This window comes from Microbacterium sp. NPDC059771 (assembly GCF_042732495.1).
In the GTDB taxonomy this organism is placed as follows: Bacteria; Actinomycetota; Actinomycetes; order Actinomycetales; family Microbacteriaceae; genus Microbacterium; species Microbacterium sufflavum.
Window position 1 is genome coordinate 1806566 of sequence record NZ_JBHWHK010000001.1, and the last position, 22484, is coordinate 1829049.

General features: G+C 70.2%; 19 protein-coding genes. 12 read left to right on the forward strand and 7 right to left on the reverse strand.

Annotation, left to right across the window (positions count from 1 at the left end):
* Positions 1 to 54: 54 nt before the first annotated feature.
* Positions 55 to 2580, forward strand: coding sequence for a LuxR C-terminal-related transcriptional regulator (locus ACFV3I_RS08550; protein WP_378803611.1), 2526 nt, complete (start codon positions 55 to 57; stop codon positions 2578 to 2580).
* A gap of 37 nt (positions 2581 to 2617) precedes the next feature.
* On the opposite strand, the gene ACFV3I_RS08555 is transcribed toward ACFV3I_RS08550, so the two are convergent.
* The gene (locus ACFV3I_RS08555) at positions 2618 to 3004 is read right to left on the reverse strand and encodes an SHOCT domain-containing protein (RefSeq protein ID WP_136032573.1); all 387 of its coding nucleotides are present in this window, start codon (positions 3002 to 3004) and stop codon (positions 2618 to 2620) included.
* A gap of 192 nt (positions 3005 to 3196) precedes the next feature.
* Between ACFV3I_RS08555 and ACFV3I_RS08560 the strand changes: the two genes are divergently transcribed.
* From ACFV3I_RS08560 to ACFV3I_RS08580, 5 genes are all read left to right on the forward strand, one after another.
* Positions 3197 to 3631 carry a DUF6325 family protein gene (locus tag ACFV3I_RS08560; RefSeq protein ID WP_136032571.1) on the forward strand — a complete coding sequence of 145 codons (435 nt, stop codon included), beginning with the start codon at positions 3197 to 3199 and terminating at the stop codon, positions 3629 to 3631.
* Position 3632: 1 nt separating this feature from the next.
* Complete coding sequence (locus ACFV3I_RS08565; protein ID WP_136032569.1) at positions 3633 to 3977, forward strand: SHOCT domain-containing protein; 345 nt, start codon at positions 3633 to 3635, stop codon at positions 3975 to 3977.
* 36 nt (positions 3978 to 4013) lie between these two features.
* A complete protein-coding gene (locus tag ACFV3I_RS08570; RefSeq protein ID WP_378822712.1) occupies positions 4014 to 5315 on the forward strand; it encodes a hypothetical protein in 1302 nt (433 codons plus the stop codon).
* Entirely contained in the window at positions 5312 to 7663 is a 2352-nt protein-coding gene (locus ACFV3I_RS08575) for a sulfatase-like hydrolase/transferase (protein ID WP_378822713.1), read from the forward strand. Before ACFV3I_RS08570 ends, ACFV3I_RS08575 begins: the two co-directional genes overlap by 4 nt.
* Before the next feature lie 67 nt (positions 7664 to 7730).
* Positions 7731 to 8615, forward strand: a complete 885-nt coding sequence (locus ACFV3I_RS08580; protein ID WP_378803858.1) for a formylglycine-generating enzyme family protein — start codon at positions 7731 to 7733, stop codon at positions 8613 to 8615.
* Positions 8616 to 8661: 46 nt separating this feature from the next.
* Here ACFV3I_RS08580 and ACFV3I_RS08585 read toward each other — a convergent pair whose 3' ends face one another.
* Positions 8662 to 9594: an HAD family hydrolase gene (locus tag ACFV3I_RS08585; protein ID WP_378803614.1), complete on the reverse strand. Its 933-nt coding sequence runs from the start codon at positions 9592 to 9594 to the stop codon at positions 8662 to 8664.
* Positions 9595 to 9762: 168 nt separating this feature from the next.
* Between ACFV3I_RS08585 and ACFV3I_RS08590 the strand changes: the two genes are divergently transcribed.
* The 4 genes from ACFV3I_RS08590 (at position 9763) to ACFV3I_RS08605 (ending at position 14829) form a co-directional block, all read left to right on the forward strand.
* Entirely contained in the window at positions 9763 to 9972 is a 210-nt protein-coding gene (locus ACFV3I_RS08590) for a heavy-metal-associated domain-containing protein (RefSeq protein ID WP_136032558.1), read from the forward strand.
* Positions 9969 to 12236: a heavy metal translocating P-type ATPase gene (locus tag ACFV3I_RS08595; protein ID WP_378822714.1), complete on the forward strand. Its 2268-nt coding sequence runs from the start codon at positions 9969 to 9971 to the stop codon at positions 12234 to 12236. Before ACFV3I_RS08590 ends, ACFV3I_RS08595 begins: the two co-directional genes overlap by 4 nt.
* 23 nt (positions 12237 to 12259) lie before the next feature.
* Entirely contained in the window at positions 12260 to 12520 is a 261-nt protein-coding gene (locus tag ACFV3I_RS08600) for a YHS domain-containing protein (protein ID WP_136032554.1), read from the forward strand.
* A gap of 68 nt (positions 12521 to 12588) precedes the next feature.
* On the forward strand, positions 12589 to 14829 hold the full coding sequence (locus ACFV3I_RS08605) for a heavy metal translocating P-type ATPase (protein ID WP_378822715.1): 2241 nt from the start codon (positions 12589 to 12591) through the stop codon (positions 14827 to 14829).
* A 33-nt stretch (positions 14830 to 14862) separates the two neighbouring features.
* Here ACFV3I_RS08605 and ACFV3I_RS08610 read toward each other — a convergent pair whose 3' ends face one another.
* Positions 14863 to 15201, reverse strand: a complete 339-nt coding sequence (locus tag ACFV3I_RS08610; RefSeq protein ID WP_136032551.1) for a nuclear transport factor 2 family protein — start codon at positions 15199 to 15201, stop codon at positions 14863 to 14865.
* A gap of 109 nt (positions 15202 to 15310) precedes the next feature.
* On the opposite strand from ACFV3I_RS08610, the gene ACFV3I_RS08615 reads away from it, so the two are divergent.
* Entirely contained in the window at positions 15311 to 16570 is a 1260-nt protein-coding gene (locus ACFV3I_RS08615) for a hypothetical protein (protein WP_136032549.1), read from the forward strand.
* Between the two features lie 30 nt (positions 16571 to 16600).
* Here ACFV3I_RS08615 and nhaA read toward each other — a convergent pair whose 3' ends face one another.
* The 4 genes from nhaA to ACFV3I_RS08635 form a co-directional block, all read right to left on the reverse strand.
* Complete coding sequence (gene nhaA, locus ACFV3I_RS08620; RefSeq protein WP_378803617.1) at positions 16601 to 17884, reverse strand: Na+/H+ antiporter NhaA; 1284 nt, start codon at positions 17882 to 17884, stop codon at positions 16601 to 16603.
* A 60-nt stretch (positions 17885 to 17944) separates the two neighbouring features.
* Positions 17945 to 18118: a hypothetical protein gene (locus tag ACFV3I_RS08625; protein ID WP_168387297.1), complete on the reverse strand. Its 174-nt coding sequence runs from the start codon at positions 18116 to 18118 to the stop codon at positions 17945 to 17947.
* Between the two features lie 68 nt (positions 18119 to 18186).
* Complete coding sequence (locus ACFV3I_RS08630) at positions 18187 to 18564, reverse strand: VOC family protein (RefSeq protein ID WP_378822716.1); 378 nt, start codon at positions 18562 to 18564, stop codon at positions 18187 to 18189.
* Positions 18565 to 18937: 373 nt separating this feature from the next.
* On the reverse strand, positions 18938 to 20680 hold the full coding sequence (locus ACFV3I_RS08635) for an ATP-dependent endonuclease (protein WP_378822717.1): 1743 nt from the start codon (positions 20678 to 20680) through the stop codon (positions 18938 to 18940).
* Between the two features lie 130 nt (positions 20681 to 20810).
* Between ACFV3I_RS08635 and ACFV3I_RS08640 the strand changes: the two genes are divergently transcribed.
* Positions 20811 to 22331: a DUF4041 domain-containing protein gene (locus tag ACFV3I_RS08640; protein WP_378803620.1), complete on the forward strand. Its 1521-nt coding sequence runs from the start codon at positions 20811 to 20813 to the stop codon at positions 22329 to 22331.
* The last annotated feature ends 153 nt before the right edge of the window (positions 22332 to 22484 follow it).

A 22484-nucleotide genomic window follows, 5' to 3' on the forward strand; every position in this document is an offset into this window, starting at 1 on the left:
TGAGAATCCTCGCGGTCCGCATGCGGTCGCGCGGCCGTCACTAGGGTGACTGCCATGTCGTCCCCCCTGCGTCAGACGAGTCCAGGGCCGACCATGCGGTTCCGGCCGCCGGGCCCGCAGCCCGGCGTGCTGCGACGCGACCGGGTGACCGAGGCACTGCACGCGGCGGTCGCCGGCGCGCCGGTCACCGTCGTGAGTGCTCCCTCCGGTTTCGGCAAGACCACGGCCGTGGCGCAGTGGGCGACGAGCGTGGACCGGGTGGCGTGGCTCGCGCTGAGCCCGTTCGACGTCGACCCCGCGCGGCTGACTCGCGGCGTCGTCGAGGCGCTGCGGGCGACCAGCGGCGACGCCTCCGAGCGCGACCTGCCCGCCCTCACGAACCCGGAGCGTGCGTACGAGGAGATCTGCCGGGTCTTCGGCGACCGCGACGCGCGGGTGCACCTGGTGGTGGACGACGCGCACCAGGCGGGGGAGCGGTGGCGCCACGGCCTTCTCGGCATGCTCGCGGAGCAGCCGCCGGACGGTCTGCGGCTGGTGCTGGTGGGGACGACGCTGCTCGAGCTGACCCTGAGCCGCCAGCGCGTGACCGCCCCGGAGGGGTTCCTCGGGGCCGACCTTCTGAGCTTCACGCGCGAGGAGGTGGCGCGGCTCGCTCCCGCCGCGCGAGAGGGCCTCGGCGCGGACGCGATCGTGGAGGAGACGGGCGGGTGGCCGATCGCCGTCCGGCTCATGATGATCGGTGGTGCCCGCCCGGAGCGGAGCGCCCCGAGCGCGTCGAGCTTCCTCGGCGAGTACGTGCGCGAGCACGTGCTGGGTGCCCTGCCGCCGGAGGTCGCCCGTTTCGTGCTCGACGCCACCGTCTGCGCCGAGCTCACGCCCGAGCTCGCCGCGCAGGTGACGCAGCGCGAGGACGCCGCGGAGCTGCTGGAGGCATGCGTGCGACTGGGGCTGTTCCTCGACCGGTTCGACGGACCGCACGGCCCGGTCTATCGCTGGCACCGCACGTTCGCCCGCCGCTGCGGTGAGATCGCGGCGGGCGATCGCGACCGGCTCGCCGGCGTGCACCGTCGAGCGGCCGCGACACTGGCCGAGTCCGATCCGGTCGCCGCGATCGGGCACGCCCTGCGGGGCGGTGAGCCCGACGTCGCGCGCACCATCCTGGATCGACACTGGCTCGGGCTCGTCGTGGGCGGGAGCGCCGCCGAGGTCGAGCACGCGGTGACGGAGCTACGGCGGCACGACCCCGACGACCCCGACCTCCTCCTCGTGCAGGCGTGCGCGTGCGATGCGCTCGGCGAGCGCCACGTGGCACGCGAGCTGTTCCAGCGGGCGCACGCGCTGCGGGACCGCGACGGGGTGCCGACGTCGACGGTCGTGCCGGTCGCGCGGCTGCTGCTCGCGGACGACAGCGCCGACGTGGTGGAGGCCAGCGCGCAGGTGCACGCGCTGCTGCACGACGCCACGGCGGTGGAGGTCGCAGACCGCACCGCGCTCGACTACCTGCTGGGCTGGAGCGAGATCCGTCATCGCGGCGACCCCGCACTGCCGGTCGAGTACTTCGCCGCCGCGGCGCGGGAGGCCGAGCGCTCGGCCGACCCCGAGCGCGTGCGTTGGTCGCTCGCCCAACTCGCGTTCGGACAGGTCTGGGCCGGTCGCGTGGTCGACGCTCGCGACACGCTCGCCAGCATCGCCCCGCACGTCTCCGATGAACGGCATCGGGGAGGGACCGAGGCTGCCGCGGCCGGGTTCGTCGCCTACTGGTCGGGCGACAGTGCGGACGCGACGGAGTCGTTCTCCGCGGTCCTCGACGGCGGAGAAGCCGATCGGGTGGTCGCCGGGCTGTCGAGGATGATGATCGCCTACGCGGCGGCCGAGACCGGCGACGTGGCCGCGTGCCGTCGCGCGGCGATCGCGGTGCAGGAGATCCCGCTGGAGGTGATCCGCGGGTTCAGCTGGGCGGCGCTGCGGGAATCGGCCGTGGCGCTGCTCGACGAGGCCGTAGGCAGTGGCGAGCGCGCCCGCCGGATCGCGGCACGCTCGGTGCAGCGTCCCGACCTTCCGCTGGTGAACGTCGCGCTCGCCGGCGTGCTTCGTCGCGCGGAGGAGTACCCCGCGGCGCTGGAGTCGCTGCGCTCGCTGCGGGGGTACGCCGAGGTGTCGTACGTCAAGGCGTCGACGCTGATCACGGCCGCCGTGATGCGGCGGCACGCGGGGCGGCACGAGGAGGCGCACGAGCTGTGCGAGGCGGCCGTCGCTGTCGCGTCCGGCGAGGGGATCCGCGTGCTGTTCGGGCCGCGCGAGGTGGCCGTGCGGCGGCTGCTGCACGAGCACGTGCACTTCGGCACGCAGTTCGAGGACTTCATCGGCCGCTGCCTCGCGATGGACGCGGCGGGCTCGCTCGCGGATCGGCTGTCCGAGCGGGAGCGCGAGGTGTTCCAGCAGTTGCAGACCGCACGGACGCTGCCCGAGATCGCACGGGAGCTGTCGGTGTCCGTCAACACGGTCAAGACGCATCAGCGGGCGATCTACCGCAAGCTCGGGGTGTCGTCGCGCCGGGAGGCCGTGCGCTCAACGGTGTGAACGGGGGCGCCGCGTTCGACGGCCCCGTCCACCCGGGTCAGGCGAGGGCGCGCGCCTTGATCGCGGCAAACTCGGCGTCGGTGATGGTGCCGGCCGCGAGCAGTTTCGAGGCCTTCTCGATCTCGTCGGTCGCGCTGGTCCCTGCGACGCTGCGGATGTACGTATCGGCGGCGTCCTGCTGCTGTCGGTAGGAGGCGGCCGCACGTTCGGCCATTCCCCGCCCGCGCGCGATCAGGTAGATGAGCGCGGTGAGGAAGGGCACGAAGATCAGGAAGATGATCCACACGGCCTTCCACCAGCCGTTCAGCGCGTGGTCGCGGAACAGGTCGGCGACGATGTTGAACAGCACCATGAGGTAGGAGACGAATACGAACACCCAGAAGAACCACCAGATGATGTCCCAGAAGCTTTCCCAGAACGACACGTCGGACCCCTTTCGTCGATGAGCAGGTGAGGTGATCGTGGCAGCGACCACGGTGCCGGCCGTGGCGGTGGTCACCCGATCCGGGCGAGTCGCCGTCGTCGCAGCTCACCCCGCCCGGGTGATCCCCTCGTGAGGGCCACGCGACGATGGTGCGAGCATGACGCCGTTGATCCGCGCGAGGAAGGCGGTGCCATGAATGATTTCCGGTTCGGCCCGGTCGAGCTCTATCTGGTGGGGTTCGAGGGCGATCGACCCGACCCCGGCACCTTCCGTGCTCTCGCCGACGTCGCCGAGAGCGGCGTCGTCCGGATCCTGGACATCGTGCTCGTCGGCAAGACGACCGACGGGGACATCGAGATCCTGGAGCTGGAGGACGACGCCGAGCAGCTCGGGCTCGCCGGGTTCGCCCCCATCGTCTCCGGTCTCGCGGGGGAGGAAGACGTGGAGCTGTTGGCCGGCGAGCTCGATCCGGGTCGTTCGGCGGCGGTCGTGGTCCTGGAACTCGCGTTCGCCCGCGTGCTCGCGCACGACCTCGCGGCCGCGGGTGGACGGGTGCTGCGCACGGAGCGCGTCCCCGCACCCGTGGTGAATGCGCTCATCGACATCCTCGACCAGGAGGGGGACTGACATGCCTCTGCGGAGATTCGGACGGCCGGGACTGCTGGGCCTCGCCGCGCGCACGGCCGTGGTCGCCGGCACGGCGACGGCCGTCACCGGGGCGGCGCAGCGGCACCAGGCCCGCCGGGCGCAGGAGGAGTACGAGCAGCAGCAGTACGAGGCCGCGCAGCAGCAGGCGCAGGTCGAGGCGACCGTGCGCGACGCCACGGCCCCCGCCACGCCACCCGCGCCACCGACGGCTCCCGCCGGCGACGACCTGATCGCGAAGTTGCAGCAGCTCGCGGCGATGCAGCAGGCCGGCGTGCTGTCGGCGGAGGAGTTCGCGGCGGCGAAGCAGCGGCTGCTCGGCACCTAGCCGCCGGTGCACCACGACGACGATCGAGGAGGACCGATGGGCGAGCTCGACGAGCTGCGGGCGCGGGTCGAGCTGCTCGAGCGCGAGAACGAGGCCCTGCGCACGCCGCGCCGTCGGCCCGCCGCGCGCAGCATCCTCGCCGGGGTCGTGCTCGCGGTGGCGGTGCTGCTCGCGCCCGTCGCCGTGCTCGGAACCTGGGCCCGCCTCCAGCTCGTGGACGCGGACCGCTTCGTCGCCACGTTCGGGCCGCTCGCAGACGACCCCGACGTGCAGGACTTCGTCGCCGACCAGGTGAGCGCCGCGATCGACGAGCAGGTCGACCTCGACGCCGTCGTCGGCGAGCTGTTCGACGGGCTGCGCTCGCTCGACCTGCCGCCCCGCGCCGAGTCCGCGCTCGCGCTCCTCCAGGCTCCGGCGGCGTCGGGGCTGTCGTCCCTGATCGACGGCGTGGTGCACGACGTCGTGTCGTCCGCGCAGTTCGCCGACATCTGGGCGCAGTCGCTGCGGGTCGCGCACGAGCGTGCGGTCGCCGTGCTGCAGGACGAGCCGGGGACCGCGCTGCAGCTGGCCGACGACGGGGTGCTGTCGCTCGACCTCGGTGTGGTGATCGAGCGCGTGAAAGATGCACTGGCGGAGCGCGGTGTCGGCGTGGCAGACCTGATCCCGGTGATCGACCGCTCCATCCCGATCGCCCAGGCCGATGCCCTCGTGCTCGTCCGGGCGCTGTACCAGGTCGCGGTCGCGGCGGGTTTCTGGTTGCCGTGGGTGTTGGCGGGGCTCGTGGTGCTGGGGGTGCTGCTGGCCCGCGACCGACCACGGGCGCTGCTGTGGACGAGTGTCGCGCTCGCCGCGGCCTTCCTGTTGCTGGCTGCCGGCCTGGGCATCGGCCGCTCGTTCTTCCTGGGCGCGGTGAGCCCGTCGATCATGACCGCTGCGGCGGCGGCGTCGCTGTTCGATGAGGTGACGGCGCTGCTGTCCTCGACGGTCGCGGCGCTCGCCCTGTCGGCGGTGCTGGTCGCGCTGTGGGCCTGGGTCGCCGGGTCGTCCCGCGCCGCGGTGCGCACGCGGACGGCCGTGGAGAGCGGTGTCGCCGCGCTCCGGGGCGTCGCGGAGCGTCACGGTGTCTCCACGGGGCGGTTCGGTGTGGCGGTCGACCGGTACCGCGGGCCGATCCTGGTCGCGGGGCTCGTCGTCGCGCTCCTCCTGCTGATCGTCCTGCGGCCGGTGTCGTTCGGTGCCGTGGTGGGCGTCGCGGCGGGCGTACTGGTGCTCGTCGTGCTGGTGGAGCTGCTGCGTCGCCCGCCCATCGCGCCGATGGCACCGGAGGAACACCCATGAGAGAAGGAGTGGACATGTCGGACTTCAACGCGGACTTCACCGGAGAGATCCGGCTCGATGTGCGGGACTCGACGCCGGACTGGTCGCCGTACGAGCTGCGGACCGCTCCGGACGGCGCGCCGAACGTGCTGGTGGTGCTGTACGACGACACGGGCCTCGCGTCCTGGTCGCCGTACGGCGGACGCATCAGCATGCCGACCATGGACCGGCTCGCGCAGAACGGACTCACCTACACGCAGTGGCACACCACGGCGCTGTGCTCGCCGACGCGGTCGACCATGCTCACCGGCCGCAACCACCACGTCAACCGCGCCGGGGTGATCATGGAGGGCACCACGGGGTTCCCGGGCTTCGCGGGACGGCTGCCCGCCGAGTGCGCGACGATCGGGCAGGTGCTGCAGGACAACGGCTACTCCACGTTCTGGGTCGGCAAGAACCACAACGTGCCGGAGGAGGACATCGCCCCGGGTGGCAACCGCTCGATGTGGCCGCTGCAGCTCGGCTTCGACCGGTTCTACGGCTTCCTCGGCGGCGAGACGAACAACTGGTACCCGGATCTCGTCGAGGACAACCATTTCATCGACGCCCCCGCGACGCCGGAGGAGGGGTACCACCTGTCGAAGGACCTCGCCGACCAGGCGCTCACGATGATCCGCAACCAGCAGGCGTCGAACCCGTCGAAGCCCTGGTACCTCTGGTTCTGTCCCGGTGCGAACCACGCCCCGCATCACGCGCCGCAGGAGTACATCGACAAGTACAGGGGGATGTTCGACGACGGCTACGACGCGTACCGGGAGTGGGTGCTCGCGCGCATGATCGACAGGGGCGTGCTGCCCGAGGGCACCGCGCTCACCCCGTTCAACCCGATGCCGGACGACGTCGCGAACCCGGCCGATCACGTGCGGCCGTGGTCGGAGCTGAACGACGACGAACGGCGCCTGTTCTCCCGCATGGCCGAGGTGTTCGCCGGGTTCAGCGAGTACACCGATGCGCAGGTCGGCCGCATCATCGACTATCTGGAGGAGACCGGACAGCTCGACAACACCCTCGTGTTCTACTGTGCCGACAACGGCGCATCGGGGGAGGGCTCGCCCGACGGCTCGGTCAACGAGAACAAGTTCTTCAACGGCTTCCCCGACGACCTCGCCGAGAACCTGGCGATGATCGACCACCTCGGCTCCGCGGACACCTACAACCACTATCCGACCGGGTGGGCAGCGGCGTTCTCGACGCCCTTCCCGATGTTCAAGCGCTACTCCCAGTACTCGGGCGGCACGTGCGACCCGATGGTGATCCACTGGCCCCAGGGCATCGCGGCGAAGGGAGAGCTGCGCCACCAGTACCACCACTCGGTCGACATCGTGGCGACCGTGCTCGACGTGATCGGCGTCGAGATGCCGGAGACCTACCGCGGGGTGACGCAGCGTCCGCTCGACGGCGTCTCGATGAGGTACAGCTTCGACGCGGCTCCCGACGGCCCGAGCGAGAAGCACGTCCAGTACTACGCGATGCTCGGCACGCGCGGCATCTGGAAGGACGGGTGGAAGGCCGCCGCCGTGCACGCACCGCTCACGGGCACGGGGCACTTCGAGGACGACGCGTGGGAGCTGTTCCACGTGGCCGAGGATCGCGCGGAGGCGCACGACCTCGCCGCCACGCATCCGGAGAAGCTCCGCGAGCTCATCGACGCGTGGTTCGCGGAGGCCGATGCGAACTTCGCGCTGCCGCTGGACGACCGGTCCGCCAGGGAACTGCTGACCGTGCAGCGCCCGCAGGCCGAACGGCCCCGCGAGCGGTACGTGTACTACCCGGGCACGGCCGCGGTGCCCGAGAGCGTCGCGGTGAACGTGCGCGGCCGGTCGTTCAAGATCATCGCCGACGCGGTGCTCGAGGACGGGGCGCAGGGCGTGCTGTTCGCGCACGGCTCCCGGTTCGGCGGGCACTCGCTGTTCGTGAAGGACGGCCGGCTCACCTACGTGTACAACTTCCTGGGCATCCCGCCCGAGCAGACCTTCACGTCGGAGCCGCTCACGCCGGGCCCGCACACGCTCGGCGTGGAGTTCGTGCGGGAGGGGGCGGGTGAGCACGGGGAGTCCGTGGGCACCGCGACGCTGTACGTCGACGACCGGGCGGTGGCGTCCGGGCCGATGCGGGCGCAGGTGGGCAAGTTCACCCTGTGCGGGGACGGCCTCTGCGTCGGCTGGGACAGCGCCGACCCGGTGAGCCGCCAGTACGGCAGCGCGTTCCCGTTCACGGGCGGCAAGCTGCTGGGCGTGGGGATCGACGTGAGCGCCGAGCAGTACCTCGACCTGGAGCTGGAGGCGGCCGCGATGCTCTCCCGCGAGTAGCGGCCGCCGGAGTCGCCCGGCACGGCCCGGCCCCGCGGACGGCCCCTACGATGAAGGCATGGTGGCGATGATCGAGGTTCCCGGTGGCACGCTGCGCATGGGTTCCGACGAGTTCTACCCCGAGGAGGGCCCGGTTCACGAGCGCGAGGTGGCGTCGTTCCGTCTCGACGAGCACCCCGTCACCAACCGCGACTATGCGGAGTTCGTCGACGAGACCGGCTATGTGACGGTCGCCGAGAGGCCGATGGACCCGGCCGACTATCCCGGCGTGCACCCCGACGACCTCGTTCCCGGCGCCATGGTGTTCACACCGACGTCGGGCCCGGTCGACCTGCGCGACTGGCGGCAGTGGTGGCGGTGGGAGCCTGGTGCGTTCTGGCGGCGTCCGTTCGGGCCGGACTCGTCCATCGACGACCGTCTCGACCACCCGGTGGTGCACATCGCCTATCCGGATGCGGCCGCGTTCGCCGCGTGGGCGGGCAAGCGGCTGCCCACCGAGGCCGAGTGGGAGTGGGCGGCGCGCGGCGGACTGGTCGGCGCGCGCTTCGCCTGGGGCGACGAGACGAAGCCGGACGGCGTGCTGATGGCCGACACCTGGCAGGGTGCCTTCCCCTACCGCAACGACGGGGCGGACGGCTGGGTGGGCACGGCGCCCGTGCGCAGCTTCGCCGCCAACGGCTACGGCCTGTTCGACATGATCGGCAACGTGTGGGAGTGGACGGCGGACTACTGGACCCACCGGCACGTGCCGCCCGGCACGGTCGCGGTGGATCCCGGTCGCCGGGCGAGCCTGCTGTCGGCCGAGCCGGGTTCGCCCATCCCGCGGCGCGTGCTCAAGGGCGGCTCGCACCTGTGCGCCCCCGAGTACTGCCTGCGGTATCGCCCGGCCGCGCGGTCGGCACAGGCGGAGGACACCGCCATGACCCACATCGGCTTCCGCTGCGCCCTCTGAGCGCCGGGGGCTGAGCGCCGGGGGCTGAGCGCCGGGGGCTGAGCGGTCAGGAGGGCGCGGGGAACACGCTCGCCCAGTCGTCGCGCACGCTCACGACCGTATACCCGCGCTCGCGTGCGGCGGCGAGGGCCTTGTCGGCGCCCGCGTCGTACGGGGCGTCGTCGCGGTCGTGGTCGTCGTGGTGGATCAGCAGCGCGAGACCCCGGCGGGGGCCGCGCCGTGCGTGGTCGAGCATCGGCATGTCGCCGTTGGAGTTGCCCGCGGCGAGGAGAGGGCGCCGGCCGATGCGGCTCCAGATGCGCACCGGCTTCTCGGGTCCGTCGTCGAAGAACGCGAGCGCGGGGGAGTAGCGCACCGATCCGGTCGCCTCGTCGTACGTGAGCCCCAGCGCCGAACCCACGACGCGTTCGGGCGGGATGCCGTAGATGGACTGCGTCAGGGGGCGCAGGAAGTCGCGCTCGCCGCCCGAGACGATGTAGCACGTGAAGCCGTGCCGTTCGAGGTAGCGCAGCAGCTCGACCATCGGCTGGTACACCAGCTCGGTGTAGGGGCGGTGGAGCACGGGGTGGCGCGCGGTGCGGAAGAACGCCGACACGGCGGCGGCGTACTGCTCGACGTCGAGTCCGTCGGTGAGGCCGACGAGGGCGGCGATGATGGTGCCGAGGTCGGAGTCGTCCCCGGCGTAGTGCTTCTCGACGGCCGCGCCGAGCCACGCCAGGTCGCCCGTGACGGCCGCGCGGTAGGGCTGCGTGTCGGCCAGGGAGGGATCCGCCAGGGCCACCTCCCGCCAACGCTCCACCACGTAGTGGAGCTGCGTGGGCATCGGCTTCTCGGTCCACAGCGTTCCGTCGTTGTCGAACACGGCGACGCGCTCCTCCGCGGGCACCGCATCCGGTCCGGTCGCCACGCCCGTCACGAACGCCTCGATGGCGCGTCGGGTAGGGGTGTCCCTCCAGGAGGGGAGCGTCGTGTCGTCCATCTGTTCAGGGTGCCAGGCGGGCCGGGCGCCGGGGGCGGACGCTCACCCCGCCGGGGCGAGCGTGGTCCGAGCGGGGCGTTCGGCGGTGTCGGGAATACCCGTGATGGGTATAGGGTTGTCGCCAGGGAGTACCCCAGGGGGGTATCCTGACAGCGGAGAGGAACGACGATGAACACGAGCGAGTACCAGGTGACCGGGATGACGTGCGGGCACTGCGAGATGGCCGTCCGCGGCGAGGTCTCCCGCATCCCCGGGGTCGACGGCGTCGACGTCAGCGCGCAGACCGGACGCCTGGTGGTCCACAGCTCCGCCCCGGTCGATGACGCCGCGGTGCTGGCCGCCGTCGACGAGGCGGGCTACGAGGCGGTGCGGTCATGACCGATACGCGATCCGTGCCCGACGAGACCAGCGTCGAGCTGGAGATCGGGGGCATGACCTGCGCGTCGTGCGCGATGCGGATCGAGAAGAAGCTCAACCGCATCGACGGCGTGACCGCGAGCGTCAACTACGCGACCGAGAAGGCCACGGTCACCGCGCCGGCCGGCCTCGACGCGGCGGTGCTCATCGCCGAGGTCGAGAAGACGGGCTACACCGCCGCTGTCCCCGCGCCTCCGGCCCCGACCACCGAGGACGCGACGCCGGAACGGGCCGACGACGGGCTGGCCGCACTGCGCCAGCGGCTGATCGTGTCGATCGTGCTCACCGTCCCGGTGATCGCGATGGCGATGATCCCGGCGCTCCAGTTCACGTACTGGCAGTGGCTGTCGCTCGCGCTCGCCGGACCGGTGATCGTGTGGGCGGCGTGGCCGTTCCACCGCGCCGCGTGGACCAACCTGCGCCATGGGACGGCGACCATGGACACGCTCATCTCGATGGGCACGCTCGCGGCGCTGCTCTGGTCGCTCTACGCCCTCTTCTTCGGCACGGCCGGGATGCCGGGCATGACGCACCTGTTCGAGCTGACCGTGGCACCGAGCGACGGGGCGGGCAACATCTACCTGGAGGTGGGCGCCGGGGTGACGACGTTCATCCTCGCCGGACGCTACTTCGAGAAGCGCTCCAAGCGGCAGGCGGGGGCGGCGCTGCGCGCGCTGCTCGAGCTCGGCGCAAAGGAGGTCGCGGTGCTGCGCGGCGGTGTGGAGACCCGGATCCCCACGACCGAGCTGGCGGTGGGCGACGAGTTCGTCGTCCGTCCGGGGGAGAAGATCGCCACGGACGGCGTCGTCGTCTCGGGAACCTCCGCCATCGACGCCTCCCTGCTCACGGGCGAGTCCGTCCCGGTGGAGGTGCGCGAGGGCGACGCCGTGACCGGGGCGACCGTGAACGCGGGCGGACGTCTCGTGGTGCGGGCGACCCGCGTCGGCTCCGACACGCAGCTGGCGCAGATGGCCCGGCTCGTGGAGCAGGCGCAGACGGGGAAGGCCGAGGTGCAGCGCCTCGCCGACCGGGTATCCGGCATCTTCGTGCCGATCGTGATCGTGGTGGCGCTCGGCACGCTGGGCGTGTGGCTCGGCCTGGGGTTCCCGGCCGCCGCGGCCTTCACCGCGGCCGTCGCCGTGCTCATCATCGCCTGCCCGTGCGCGCTCGGACTCGCCACGCCCACCGCGCTGCTCGTCGGCACGGGTCGCGGCGCTCAGCTCGGCATCCTGATCAAGGGCCCCGAGATCCTGGAGTCCACGCGCCGGGTCGACACGGTCGTACTCGACAAGACCGGCACCGTCACCACGGGGCGCATGACTCTCACGGCCGTGCACACCGCGGAGGGCGTGGAGCGCGCCGAGCTGCTGCGCCTCGCGGGAGCGCTGGAGGACGCCTCGGAGCACCCGATCGCCCAGGCCGTCGCCACCGCGGCGACGAGGGAGCTGGGCGCGCTGCCCGCGCCGGAGGACTTCACGAACATCGAGGGCCGCGGCGTGCAGGGCGTGGTCGACGGTCACGCCGTGATAGTGGGTCGAGCGTCCCTGCTCGCGGACTGGTCGCAGCATCTGCCGTCCGCGCTCGCCGAGGCGAAGGCGGAGGCGGAGCGCCAGGGCAAGACCGCGATCGCTGTCGGCTGGGACGGCGCGGCGCGTGGCGTGCTCGTGGTGGCCGATACGGTCAAGGCGACGAGCGCACAGGCCGTGGCCCAGCTCGTCGGGCTCGGGCTCACCCCCGTCCTGCTCACGGGCGACAACCGCGCGGTCGCGGAGCAGATCGCCGCTGAGGTCGGCATCGACGAGGTGATCGCCGAGGTGCTTCCGGCCGACAAGGTCGCGGTGGTGCGCCGGCTGCAGGACGAGGGCCGGGTGGTCGCGATGGTGGGCGACGGCGTGAACGACGCCGCGGCCCTCGCACAGGCCGACCTGGGGCTCGCGATGGGAACAGGGACCGATGCGGCGATCGAGGCGAGCGACATCACCCTCGTGCGCGGCGACCTGCGCAGCGCGGCCGACGCGATCCGTCTCTCCCGCCGCACGCTCGGCACCATCAAGGGCAACCTGTTCTGGGCGTTCGCCTACAACGTCGCGGCCATCCCGCTCGCGGCGCTCGGCCTGCTCAACCCCATGCTCGCCGGCGCGGCGATGGCGTTCTCCAGCGTCTTCGTGGTCGGCAACAGCCTCCGCCTGCGGTCGTTCCGCAGCACGGCGGTGGACGCCCAGTGACCCCGAGAAAGAGGAGTACCGACATGTCCGATTCCCCCGCAGGATCCTGCTGCAGCGTCCCGGCCGCCGGCGGTGTCGCCGCCGAGGGGCGCCCCGACCTGCTGGCGTCGAACGCCGAGGGCATGACCACGTGCCCGGTGATGGCCGGCAGTCCCGTGGTCATCGCGCAGGCCGAGGCCGCAGGGCTGTTCCGCGACTACGAGGGCACCCGCTACCACTTCTGCTGCGCGGGCTGCGGTCCGGCGTTCGACGCCGACCCCGCGAAGTACATCGCGGCCGCCTGAGCGGCCGCACCGTGCGGGGCTGCCCGACGGCGGCCCCGCACGGCATCATCGACGTTGGAGGGAACACCATGAGCACCCCGCACCACGACCCCGCCCCCGCGGACGCCCGTCACGACGCGCACGATGAGCACGCACGTCACGACGCGCACGCGGCTCACGAGGCCCACGCCGGTCACGCGGACCACGGCGGTCATGACGCGCACGCGGGTCACGACGCGCACGAGGCCCATGCGGGTCACGAGGCCCACGGCGGTCAGGATGCGCACGCGGGTCACGAGGCCCACGCCGGTCACGACGCGCACGCGGGCCACGGCGGTCACGGCGGTCACGGGGACCACGTCGGGCAGTTCCGGCGGCTGTTCTGGATCATGCTCGTGCTGGCGGTTCCGACGGTTGCGCTGTCCGGCATGTTCGCGATGATCCTCGGCTACTCGCTGCCGGATGTCCCGGGTCTGGCGTGGGTGTCTCCCGTGCTCGGCACCGTCATGTACGTGTGGGGCGGGCGGCCGTTCCTGGTGGGCGCCGTCAGCGAGCTGCGGGCGCGCAAGCCCGGGATGATGCTGCTGATCGCGCTCGCGATCACGGTGGCCTTCGTGGCGTCGTGGGGTGCGAGCCTGGGGCTGCTGCACCACGAGCTCGACTTCTGGTGGGAGCTCGCGCTGCTGATCGTGATCATGCTGCTCGGGCATTGGATCGAGATGCGGTCGCTCGCGCAGACGACGTCCGCGCTCGACTCGCTGGCGGCCCTGCTGCCGGACGAGGCCGAGCGCGTGGAGGGCGACCAGGTGGTGCGGGTGTCTCCGGCCGACCTGCGGGTGGGCGACGTGGTGGTGGTGCGGCCGGGCGGCAGCATCCCCGCCGATGGTCGCATCGTCGACGGTCGTGCCTCGATGGACGAGTCGATGGTGACGGGGGAGTCGCGGACGGTGTCGCGCGGTGCGGGCGACCCGGTCACGGCGGGCACCGTGGCGACCGACTCGGGGCTGCGCGTCGAGATCACCGCGACCGGAGACGACACGACCCTCGCGGGGATCGAGCGGCTCGTGACGGAAGCGCAGAACTCGTCCTCGCGGGCGCAGCGCCTCGCCGACACGGCCGCGGGCTGGCTGTTCTGGTTCGCGCTCGGAGCGGCGGCGATCACCGCGGTCGTGTGGACGCTGGTCGGTCTGCCCGACGACGCGGTCGTCCGCACCATCACGGTGCTCGTGATCGCCTGCCCGCACGCGCTGGGGCTCGCGATCCCGCTGGTGGTGTCGATCGCCACCGAGCGCGCGGCCCGCGGCGGCGTGCTGGTGAAGGACCGCCTGGCCCTGGAGAGCATGCGCACGGTCGACACGGTCCTTTTCGACAAGACGGGCACGCTCACGAAGGGCGAGCCGGTGGTGTCGGAGGTGTCGACGGTCGGCGGGGACGACGCCGATGCGGTGCTCGCCCTGGCTGCTGCGGCCGAGGCGGACAGCGAGCACCCGCTGGCGAAGGCGATCGTGCGGGCCGCGCGCGACCGTGGGCTGACGGTGCCGGCGAGCCGCGACTTCTCGTCGTCGCCCGCGGTGGGCGTCACAGCGACGGTCGACGGTGCCACGGTGCGCGTCGGCGGCCCGCACCTGCTGACCGAGGAAGGCGCGGAGGAGCTGCCGGCGGCCGAGGGGTGGCGCGCGCACGGCGCGATCATCCTGCACGTGCTGCGCGACGGCCGTGTGATCGGTGCGCTGGCGCTCGCCGACGAGGTGCGGCCGGAGTCGCGGGAGGCGGTCGACGCGCTGCACGCCCGCGGGGTGCAGGTCGTGATGATCACGGGCGACGCGGAGGCGGTGGCGCAGACCGTCGCGTCCGACCTCGGCATCGACCGGGTGTTCGCCGGGGTGCGACCCGAGGACAAGGCCGCGAAGGTGCAGGAGTTGCAGCGCGAGGGTCGCCGGGTGGCGATGGTGGGCGACGGCGTGAACGATGCCCCCGCCCTGGCGCAGGCCGACGTGGGGCTCGCGATCGGCGCGGGCACCGACGTCGCGATCGCATCGGCCGGGGTGATCCTGGCGGGCGACGATCCGCGGTCGGTGCTGTCGGTGATCGAGCTGTCGCGGGCGTCGTATCGCAAGATGAAGCAGAACCTGTGGTGGGCCGCCGGCTACAACCTGCTGTCGGTGCCGCTGGCCGCCGGGGTGCTCGCCCCGATCGGCTTCGTGCTGCCGATGTCGGTCGGCGCGGTGCTCATGTCGCTGTCGACGATCGTGGTCGCCCTCAACGCGCAGCTGCTGCGCCGACTCGACCTGCGCCCCGAGGTCACGACCCGCGAGATCCTCGACCGCTGACCGCCCGCAGACCCCGGCCCGACGCCCGTGCGCTCAGGCCGGGGTCTGCTGGTGCACGGCGAGCAGCCACCGTCCGCCCTCGCGCACGTACGTCGACACCATGTCCGCCGTGTAGGTCTGTGCGCCGCGGCGTCCCTCGAAGCGATACGCGATGGCGGCGGCGTCGGTGCCAAGCTCGCGCACCTGCACCGCGCTCAGGTCGAACGAGTCCCACGGGTCGGCGTGCTCGAGTCCGGCGATCGCCTCCTCCCGTGTCGCGACCATGCCCGGCATCACGAACAGGGCGTCGTCGCGGCAGATGTCCCGGTAGTACGCGAGGTCGCCCCGGGAGAGTCGTTCCTCGCTCGTGCGCAGGTCCTCGATCAGCGTCATGCCCCGCACCCTACTCCGGCGTCGCTTCCCGCGGAACGCCCTGGCTCACGGCTCGGACGGCGAGCCCGTCGCCCTCTCGGACGTTCCGCAACCCCGTATGGTTGCCCTTGTGCCTCTGCAGCCCCCCACGCTGAAGCCCATCGTCGGCGACCCGAGCCGTATGCGGGTCGAGCGCTTCCCCGTCACGATCCTGCTGGGTATCCAGCTGGCGGCGATGGTGGTCATTCCTGCTGCCCTGAAGGGGACACAGCCGTTCGGGCTGATCCTCGCGATCTGTGCCGTCACGATCGCCGTCGCCCTGTTCATCGAGCTGATGGTGCAACCGCTGAAGATGCCGGAAGCCACCGCGAAGCCGATCACCGCTCGCGCGGCGTTCACCGTATTCGCCGTGGGCGTGGCCGCCACCGTGATCTCCACGCTCGGGGGACGCGGCTCGTATGCGGTGCAGATCGGTGTCGCCTCCGAATCGCCGATCGTCTCGATCGCAGCGCCCTTCACGCTCTGGGTGCTGTTCGGAGTGTCTCTCGTCCTCTGGCTCTTCCGGCAGGGGCAGGTGACGCGCGCGACCGCGCTCTGGGTGTGTGCGATCGCCGCGGTGGTGTTCCTGTGGGAGGGGCTCATGCGCGCCATCCTCGGGCAGTCCGCAGCGCTGATCCTCACCGTGGTGATCCTGGCCCTGTTCGCCAAGCTGATCCGCCTGCGGACGCTCGTGATCGTGCTCGCAGCCATCCCGATCCTCTGGCCGCCGATCTACGACTTCCGCGACTCCCTGCGTCGAGCATCCGTCTCGGGCCCGGGCGCGGTGAGTGCGGATGCGCCGCTGGAGCGCCTTCAGCTGGACACGCAGATGGCTCTCATCGCCCGATTCGTCCCCAGGCCGGCAGGTCTTGAGGTCCTCGACATCCCGACGCTGTTCCGCATCGGTCTGATTCCTGGGTTCCTCGACCCGGATCGCCCACCACTGGACACGGGCTCGCAGATGAGCATCGCGCTCGGCGGTGCGCCGACCAGCTCGCAGTCGGCCACCATGCTCGGCAACGTCTACATCTTCGAGGGCTGGATAGGGATCGTCGTGTTCGCCGTGGTGCTGACGCTCGTCATGGGCTTCCTCACCCGCCGGGACAACCCGTGGGCGCTCGCGGGAATCGGCCTCGTGTACTCCTACGGCATCTCGTTCAACGCGTCGTATCCGGACGTGATCCCGCGCATGCTGCAAGCGCTGATCTCGCTCGCCGTCGCCTACGTCCTGGTGCGGATCCTGTCGGGCCCGAAGGCCCGCGCCGCGTCCGAGGCGCGGGTGCTCCGGCGCGCGGAGGAGCGTCAGCGGAAGCAGCCGAAACGCCCCGGACGCGCCTCCGCGCGCCGCTAGGCCGTCATACCTCCGCTCGCCGCGAGGCCGTCATGCCTCCGCCCGGTCCCGCGCAGCGCTCCGGGCCCGCCGACCGCGCAGCGCCAGGACCACACCGCCGAGCACTGCCGCGACGAGGGACCCGACCAGCACCCCGATCTTCACGTGATCGTCGGCGACGCTGCTGCTGCCGTAAGCCAGCTCGCCGACCAGGAGAGACACGGTGAAGCCGATCCCGGCGAGCAGCGACATGCCGGCCAGGTCGGGCCAGCGCAGCGTCTCGTCGAGACGCAGCGCCCGAACGCGGCTGAGGAGGAAGGTCGTCAGCAGGATGCCCACCGGCTTGCCGACGACGAGTCCCACGACGATGCCGACCGTGATCGGGTCGGTCAGCGCGGAGACGAGGCCGTCCATTCCACCGACGTCGACTCCCGCGGCGAAGAACGCGAACACCGGCACGGCGAACAGCGTGGCCACGACACCCCAGCGGTCGGCGAAGTGCGCCGCCAGCCCGTCGTACACCGGGGCGCCGTCCGCATCGGTACCGGTCTGCACGCGCGTGCGTGCGGTGGCTCGCACGGGCACGAGGAACCCGAGCAGCACACCGGCGACCGTGGCGTGCACCCCCGAGGCGTGCACGCACACCCACACGGCCACCGCGAGGGGGAGCAGCAGCCACCAGGAGCGCACGCCGTTCTGCACCGCGAGCGCGAACCCGGCGAGCGGCAGCAGCGCGAGGATGAGCCACGGCGCCTGGATCGTCTCGGTGTAGAACGTCGCGATGATCGTGATGGCGATGAGGTCGTCGATGATGGCGAGGGTCAGCAGGAACACGCGCAGCGCCGGAGGGAGGAACCGGCCGACGACGGCGAGCACGGCCACCGCGAACGCGATGTCGGTCGCGGTGGGGATCGCCCAGCCGCGCAGCACCTCGGGGCCGGCCGCGGCGTTGACCGCGAGGAACAGCAGCGCGGGCACGACCACCCCGCCGACGGCTGCCGCGATGGGAAGCGCGGCGCGGCGCGGGTCACGGAGTCGCCCGGCGACGAACTCCTCCTTGAGCTCCAGCCCGACGACGAAGAAGAACACGGCGAGCAGCCCGTCGGCGGCCCACGCGCCGACGCTCAGCTCCAGGTGAAGCTCGGGGATGCCGAAGCGCACGTCGCGCACGGCCTCGTACCAGGGCGCGGCGGGGGAGTTGGCGAGGATCAGGGCCGCGACGGTCGCCGCGAGCAGCAGCGCACCACCGAGCACCTCGCTGCGGGCGGTGGAGCGGATACCGCGCCACAGCTCATGGGGCGCGAGACGGAAACGGGCAGGGGACGACGAAGACACAGGGGTACCTCACGGGAGAGATGGGCGGTCGATGCGAGGAGGCCGCGCCATCCGGCGCGGCTAGCCGCGTGGCGGCGGGCAGCCCGCGATCTCACCGTGCGAGAGGGTGCCCCACACGCTCGTCCACCCGTTCGTCCCCGGGTGCAGCACGACGCGCATCCACTCCGTCATCGGCGTCGCCGACGACAGGCGCTGCGGGGCGCGCGTCGAACCGGCGGAGACGAGGGAGGGCACCCGTCCAGGCTACCGTCTGTCATCCGTACTGCCCCGAGACGTCTCGCCGGAGGTGTCGCCGGAAGGCCTCAGCTGTCGGATTCGATGGCCAGCGTGTTCCCGTCCGGGTCCTCGACCCAGGCGATCCGCCCACCGCCCGCCCGAGGGCCGATGCCGTCCGCGTTCTGGCCGAAACCGTCGTAGCGGACGAACTCGGCTCCCGCAGCCGTCAGCTCCGCCACGACCGCATCGAGGTCGTCGACGTACCACGTGGCGACTGTCGAGCGCGTCGACCCCGCGGTCGGCGTCTCGAACACGTTGAGCATGGTCCCGTCGCCGCAGGCGTAGAACCGAGCGCCCTCCGCGATGCCGGCGCTCGGTCCGCTCCGCCCGGCGGCGAGGCCCAGCACCCCTTCATAGAAGGCGGCCGCTCGTCCGATATCGGTGACGCCGATGGAAGCCCTCACCGGGTAGTCCGCTAGTCCCATGTCAGACATCGTGCTCTCGAACCGCCGGCACGGCAATCGCCGACGTCCGCGCGACGCAGGCCGGCGAGCTCTCGCCGACCAACGACGAAGGCCGCTCCGAAGAGCGGCCTTCTGCTGATGTGGGTTGTACGCGGAAGGTGTTTTGCCGCGTGATTCCGGGGAACTTCACGGCCCTCCGAGGTGTCAATCCTCTGCTGTCTGTTCGGTAATCCTCTACTCCGGTGCGCTGATCATGTCGCAGCGGGGTGCGCTGCAGAGTGCACGATACGAAGCGGTCCCGCGACTCAAGCGTCGGGCCGAGTGCCGTTGATGGCTCTAGCCGAGTACCGGGCGGACACGCACTCGGCTTAGCTCATCCCCACAGTGCGAAACGGAGAGCTTCGAAACCTGGAATCGCACTCGTCTTGACCGGGTTCGCAGTAGCTGCCTGTACCGCGGCGCTGACCACCATCTTGGCCTTCGTCAAGTTTTCGGCATCTGGGCCAACTACCCCCAGGGCGCTGGCGGCGAGGGTAAAGCTCTGACTCCACTTCTTGTGAGGGTCGGCAAAGTGAGTTTCCTTGAACTGCCGCCCGAATTCTTGTTGCAGGGCGTCTAGATAGACGGACGGCTGGATGAGGTCCTCTATCTCCGATGGCTTGTGGGTAGGCTCGCGCAGGATGAAGATGCTCTTCGGGTCTAGGAAACCGCCGGTGTTCAGATTCTTCGCTTCGAGCTCGCCCGCATCGTCGTTGTCGAGCACCACGATGATGCGGCAACCTGTCGACTTCTCGCGTTGCAGATAAGCGCGGAGCTTTCCGGTTCCCCTCGTCGGTTTCAGGACGATGCGCCCGGTAGAGAGGTCTTCCGCAGCCCCCGCATGCATGTGCTTCATTACCGCGCCGATGATATCGGCGTCCGTAACGCCTTCGGTGAGTACCACCGTCTCTGCTGAGTCGAGATTGTCAGCGAGTTGCACGCCTAGTGTCTCTCGGATGTTGCTCACCGACCTGGCAGGCGACGCACTGTTCTGTTGAACGAGAACGTTGGCGCCAACTACTTCGCGGTTCACGAAAACGGGATTGTGTGTCGCCAATACCACTTGCTGTCGCTGCGACAGCTTCGTGAACAGCATTTGTAGGTCATGAACCGCCCGTGAGTGCAGATGTGCTTCGGGCTCGTCGACGAGCAGGATGAAGCTGTCCTTCGCGTCGTCCATTCGTTCGCGCGCTAGGTGCTGAATCAGAGCGAGCGCGAACAAGCTCTTGACACCATCTCCCTTCTGAGAGAGTGGTGTCGCTGAGCCGTCGTCGATCACAATCTCACCGATGGCGTCGGACTGCAGCACGCTGCGGGTCTGAACCTCTACCGCCTCGATACTCGGTAGATAAGTTGAGATCGACTGCTGAAGATCGTTCTGAACCTCCTTGACTGCTTCATTTCGCAGCTCATTCACCTGTTGTAGTGCGAGTTTGTAGGCGTCTGACTCCGCGAGCGCGGACAGCCGTATGCTGGCCAACTCATTCAGCAGAGAACGCGCCTGTTCCATAGTTCGCACGGCTGGAACGAGTACGTGCGTAACGCGGTCGGCGATGAACTTCGTGATGCGGTGCGCGTTCGCTTGATACTTCGAGCCGCTCGGACCCTGCTTGAGAATGCCGATGGATGTCGTTGTTCGGGAAAGTTGCAGGAGAACTGGTAGATCCCCGTTGATCTGGAGTCCCGTCTGCGACTTGAACTCGTCACGCTCATGATCATCAAGCTGAAACTTGAGCCGCAATTCGGTCGGGCGTGCGGACTTCGTGGACTGCTTACTCAACGGGTAATCTTGCTGCCACTCGAACGGCACATCGACATTGGGGTCGCCGCGGCGACGCGATGGGTGGGCTTGATAGACGAGCGCGACCCTGGGACCAGACAGTTCACCGGTCTTCGTCGTTTCCTCCGGCAGCTCACTCCAGGTTCGGATCATCCGCATGCCAAGTGCCAGAGCGCGAAGAAGGTTCGTCTTGCCCTCGTTGTTGGGGCCAATGAGGGTGGTCAGCTCATGCAGGCGAAACGTAGTTTTCTTGCCAATGGATCGGTAGTTGGATACCGACACTTCTTCGAGCCGCATCCGTGCCTCTTTCCTCGCTCGACTTGGTTCATGATCACACATGCGAGTAAAGCGGCGAACCAGAGGTGCCTCCTCGCTACGTCGAGATTGCGGGATCTGACCGCGCTCGCTGGTGCGCTACGTTGAGCCAATGACTAGCGACACGGTGCAGGCCGGTTGGCATCCCGATCCCTCCGGGCAGTTCGAGCAGCGTTACTGGGACGGTGCGACGTGGACGGAGCACGTTTTCGCCGGCGGCGTGCAGCTTGTCGCTCCGATGGCTCGCAGTCGCGCCGAGGCTCGCGCGTTCGCTGCTCAAGTCGCCGTCGACCCGCGCACGGATCGTGAGCCCTCGGCGAATACGGCAGCAGTCGCGCCGCTGTCGGTGAGTTCCGGAACTCAGAACGCGTTGGTGCTGGAGAACATCCCGCTGGTCGGCGCGCGCAAACACGCGGAGAAGCTGCGCTCGGAGGTCGCGCGGCTCCAAGGGCTCATCGACCAGTACGGGCTCCAGGACGTGGCCGCCCTCGATGACCTGAAGCGCCACCTGAATCAGGAAGTCGATGGCGCGCGCGGGCAAGTAGCAGCCGCCGCGGCGGAGCTGGCTTCTCGTCAAGCGGAGATCGCGTCGACCGAAGCGTCTCTCCTCGACCTGCGCGGCGCCGTCGAGGTCCAGGAACTTGGCCTCTACGACTACGAGCACCCCGCCGAAGACTCCGTCGCTCTGGCCACGCAGCTCGAGGCGCTGCGTGCAGACATCAAGACGGCCGTCCGCACCGGTCGCGCGACACAGGCGACGAGCAACTTCACCTTCAACAACAGCACGGCCAAAGGTGCGAAGTTCGTTCGAGACATGTCGAAGCTCATGCTCCGCTCGTACAACGCCGAAGCCGAGAACTGCGTCAAGGCTGTCCGCGCCGGGAACCTGGCCACGGCGCAGAAGCGTCTCACCACGGCACAGGAGCAGATCGCTCGTCTCGGCACGATGATCGACCTGAGCATCACGTCGTACTTCCATCAGCTCCGGCTGCGTGAGCTCGAGCTCGCCAACCGTCATCTCCGCGCTGTCCAGGCGGAGAAGGAAGCTGACCGTGCACACCGCGAGGAACTCCGCGAGCAGCGCAAGGCGGAGAAGGAGCTGGCGGCCGAGAAGGCGCGCCTGGAGAAGGAGCGGGGACACTACGCGAACACCATCGCGGCCCTCGAAGCCAATGGTGACCTCGAAGGTGCAGAGCGCATGCGGGCGCGGCTCGCTGATGTCGAGCATGCAATCGAGAACGTCGACTACCGCGCGGCGAACATCCGTGCGGGATATGTGTACGTCATCAGCAACGTCGGATCGTTTGGACCCGACGTCGTGAAAATCGGGCTTACCCGACGTCTCGAACCGATGGACCGCGTGAACGAGCTCGGCGACGCGTCCGTGCCGTTCCGGTTCGATGTTCACGCCCTGTTCTTCGCGGATGACGCCGTCAGCATCGAAGCGATGCTTCACCAGCACTTCGCCGATCGCCGCATCAACCGCGTGAATATGCGGCGCGAGTACTTCCGAACGACTCCGACCGAGGTCCGAGAAGTACTGAAGGCGCACTCCGTCGAGCTCCTCGACTTCAAGCTGGAGCCGGCCGCTGAGGAGTACATGGCTACCCGCGCGATGCAGGGCGCGGTGTAGCCGGACTACCTGGGCCCTGCGCGCAATCCCTGTGTAACGCCGCTCGCTGAGGTGGGAGTTGCAGCGAGCGGGCGTAGGGCCCATGGCGCGGGAATAGCATGCTGTCTGCGAGTACACGAAAAGCCGTCTGGATCAGACGGCTTTTCGTGAACT

Bases quoted from the DNA above. Each gene is read 5' to 3' on its own strand.
- ACFV3I_RS08550 (WP_378803611.1), top strand. From the start codon at position 55: ATGTCGTCCCCCCTGCGTCAGACGAGTCCAGGGCCGACCATGCGGTTC.
- ACFV3I_RS08560 (WP_136032571.1), top strand. From the start codon at position 3,197: ATGAATGATTTCCGGTTCGGCCCGGTCGAGCTCTATCTGGTGGGGTTC.
- ACFV3I_RS08565 (WP_136032569.1), top strand. From the start codon at position 3,633: ATGCCTCTGCGGAGATTCGGACGGCCGGGACTGCTGGGCCTCGCCGCG.
- ACFV3I_RS08570 (WP_378822712.1), top strand. From the start codon at position 4,014: ATGGGCGAGCTCGACGAGCTGCGGGCGCGGGTCGAGCTGCTCGAGCGC.
- ACFV3I_RS08575 (WP_378822713.1), top strand. From the start codon at position 5,312: ATGAGAGAAGGAGTGGACATGTCGGACTTCAACGCGGACTTCACCGGA.
- ACFV3I_RS08580 (WP_378803858.1), top strand. From the start codon at position 7,731: ATGATCGAGGTTCCCGGTGGCACGCTGCGCATGGGTTCCGACGAGTTC.
- ACFV3I_RS08585 (WP_378803614.1), bottom strand. From the start codon at position 9,594: ATGGACGACACGACGCTCCCCTCCTGGAGGGACACCCCTACCCGACGC.
- ACFV3I_RS08590 (WP_136032558.1), top strand. From the start codon at position 9,763: ATGAACACGAGCGAGTACCAGGTGACCGGGATGACGTGCGGGCACTGC.
- ACFV3I_RS08595 (WP_378822714.1), top strand. From the start codon at position 9,969: ATGACCGATACGCGATCCGTGCCCGACGAGACCAGCGTCGAGCTGGAG.
- ACFV3I_RS08600 (WP_136032554.1), top strand. From the start codon at position 12,260: ATGTCCGATTCCCCCGCAGGATCCTGCTGCAGCGTCCCGGCCGCCGGC.
- ACFV3I_RS08605 (WP_378822715.1), top strand. From the start codon at position 12,589: ATGAGCACCCCGCACCACGACCCCGCCCCCGCGGACGCCCGTCACGAC.
- ACFV3I_RS08610 (WP_136032551.1), bottom strand. From the start codon at position 15,201: ATGACGCTGATCGAGGACCTGCGCACGAGCGAGGAACGACTCTCCCGG.
- ACFV3I_RS08635 (WP_378822717.1), bottom strand. From the start codon at position 20,680: ATGCGGCTCGAAGAAGTGTCGGTATCCAACTACCGATCCATTGGCAAG.
- ACFV3I_RS08640 (WP_378803620.1), top strand. From the start codon at position 20,811: ATGACTAGCGACACGGTGCAGGCCGGTTGGCATCCCGATCCCTCCGGG.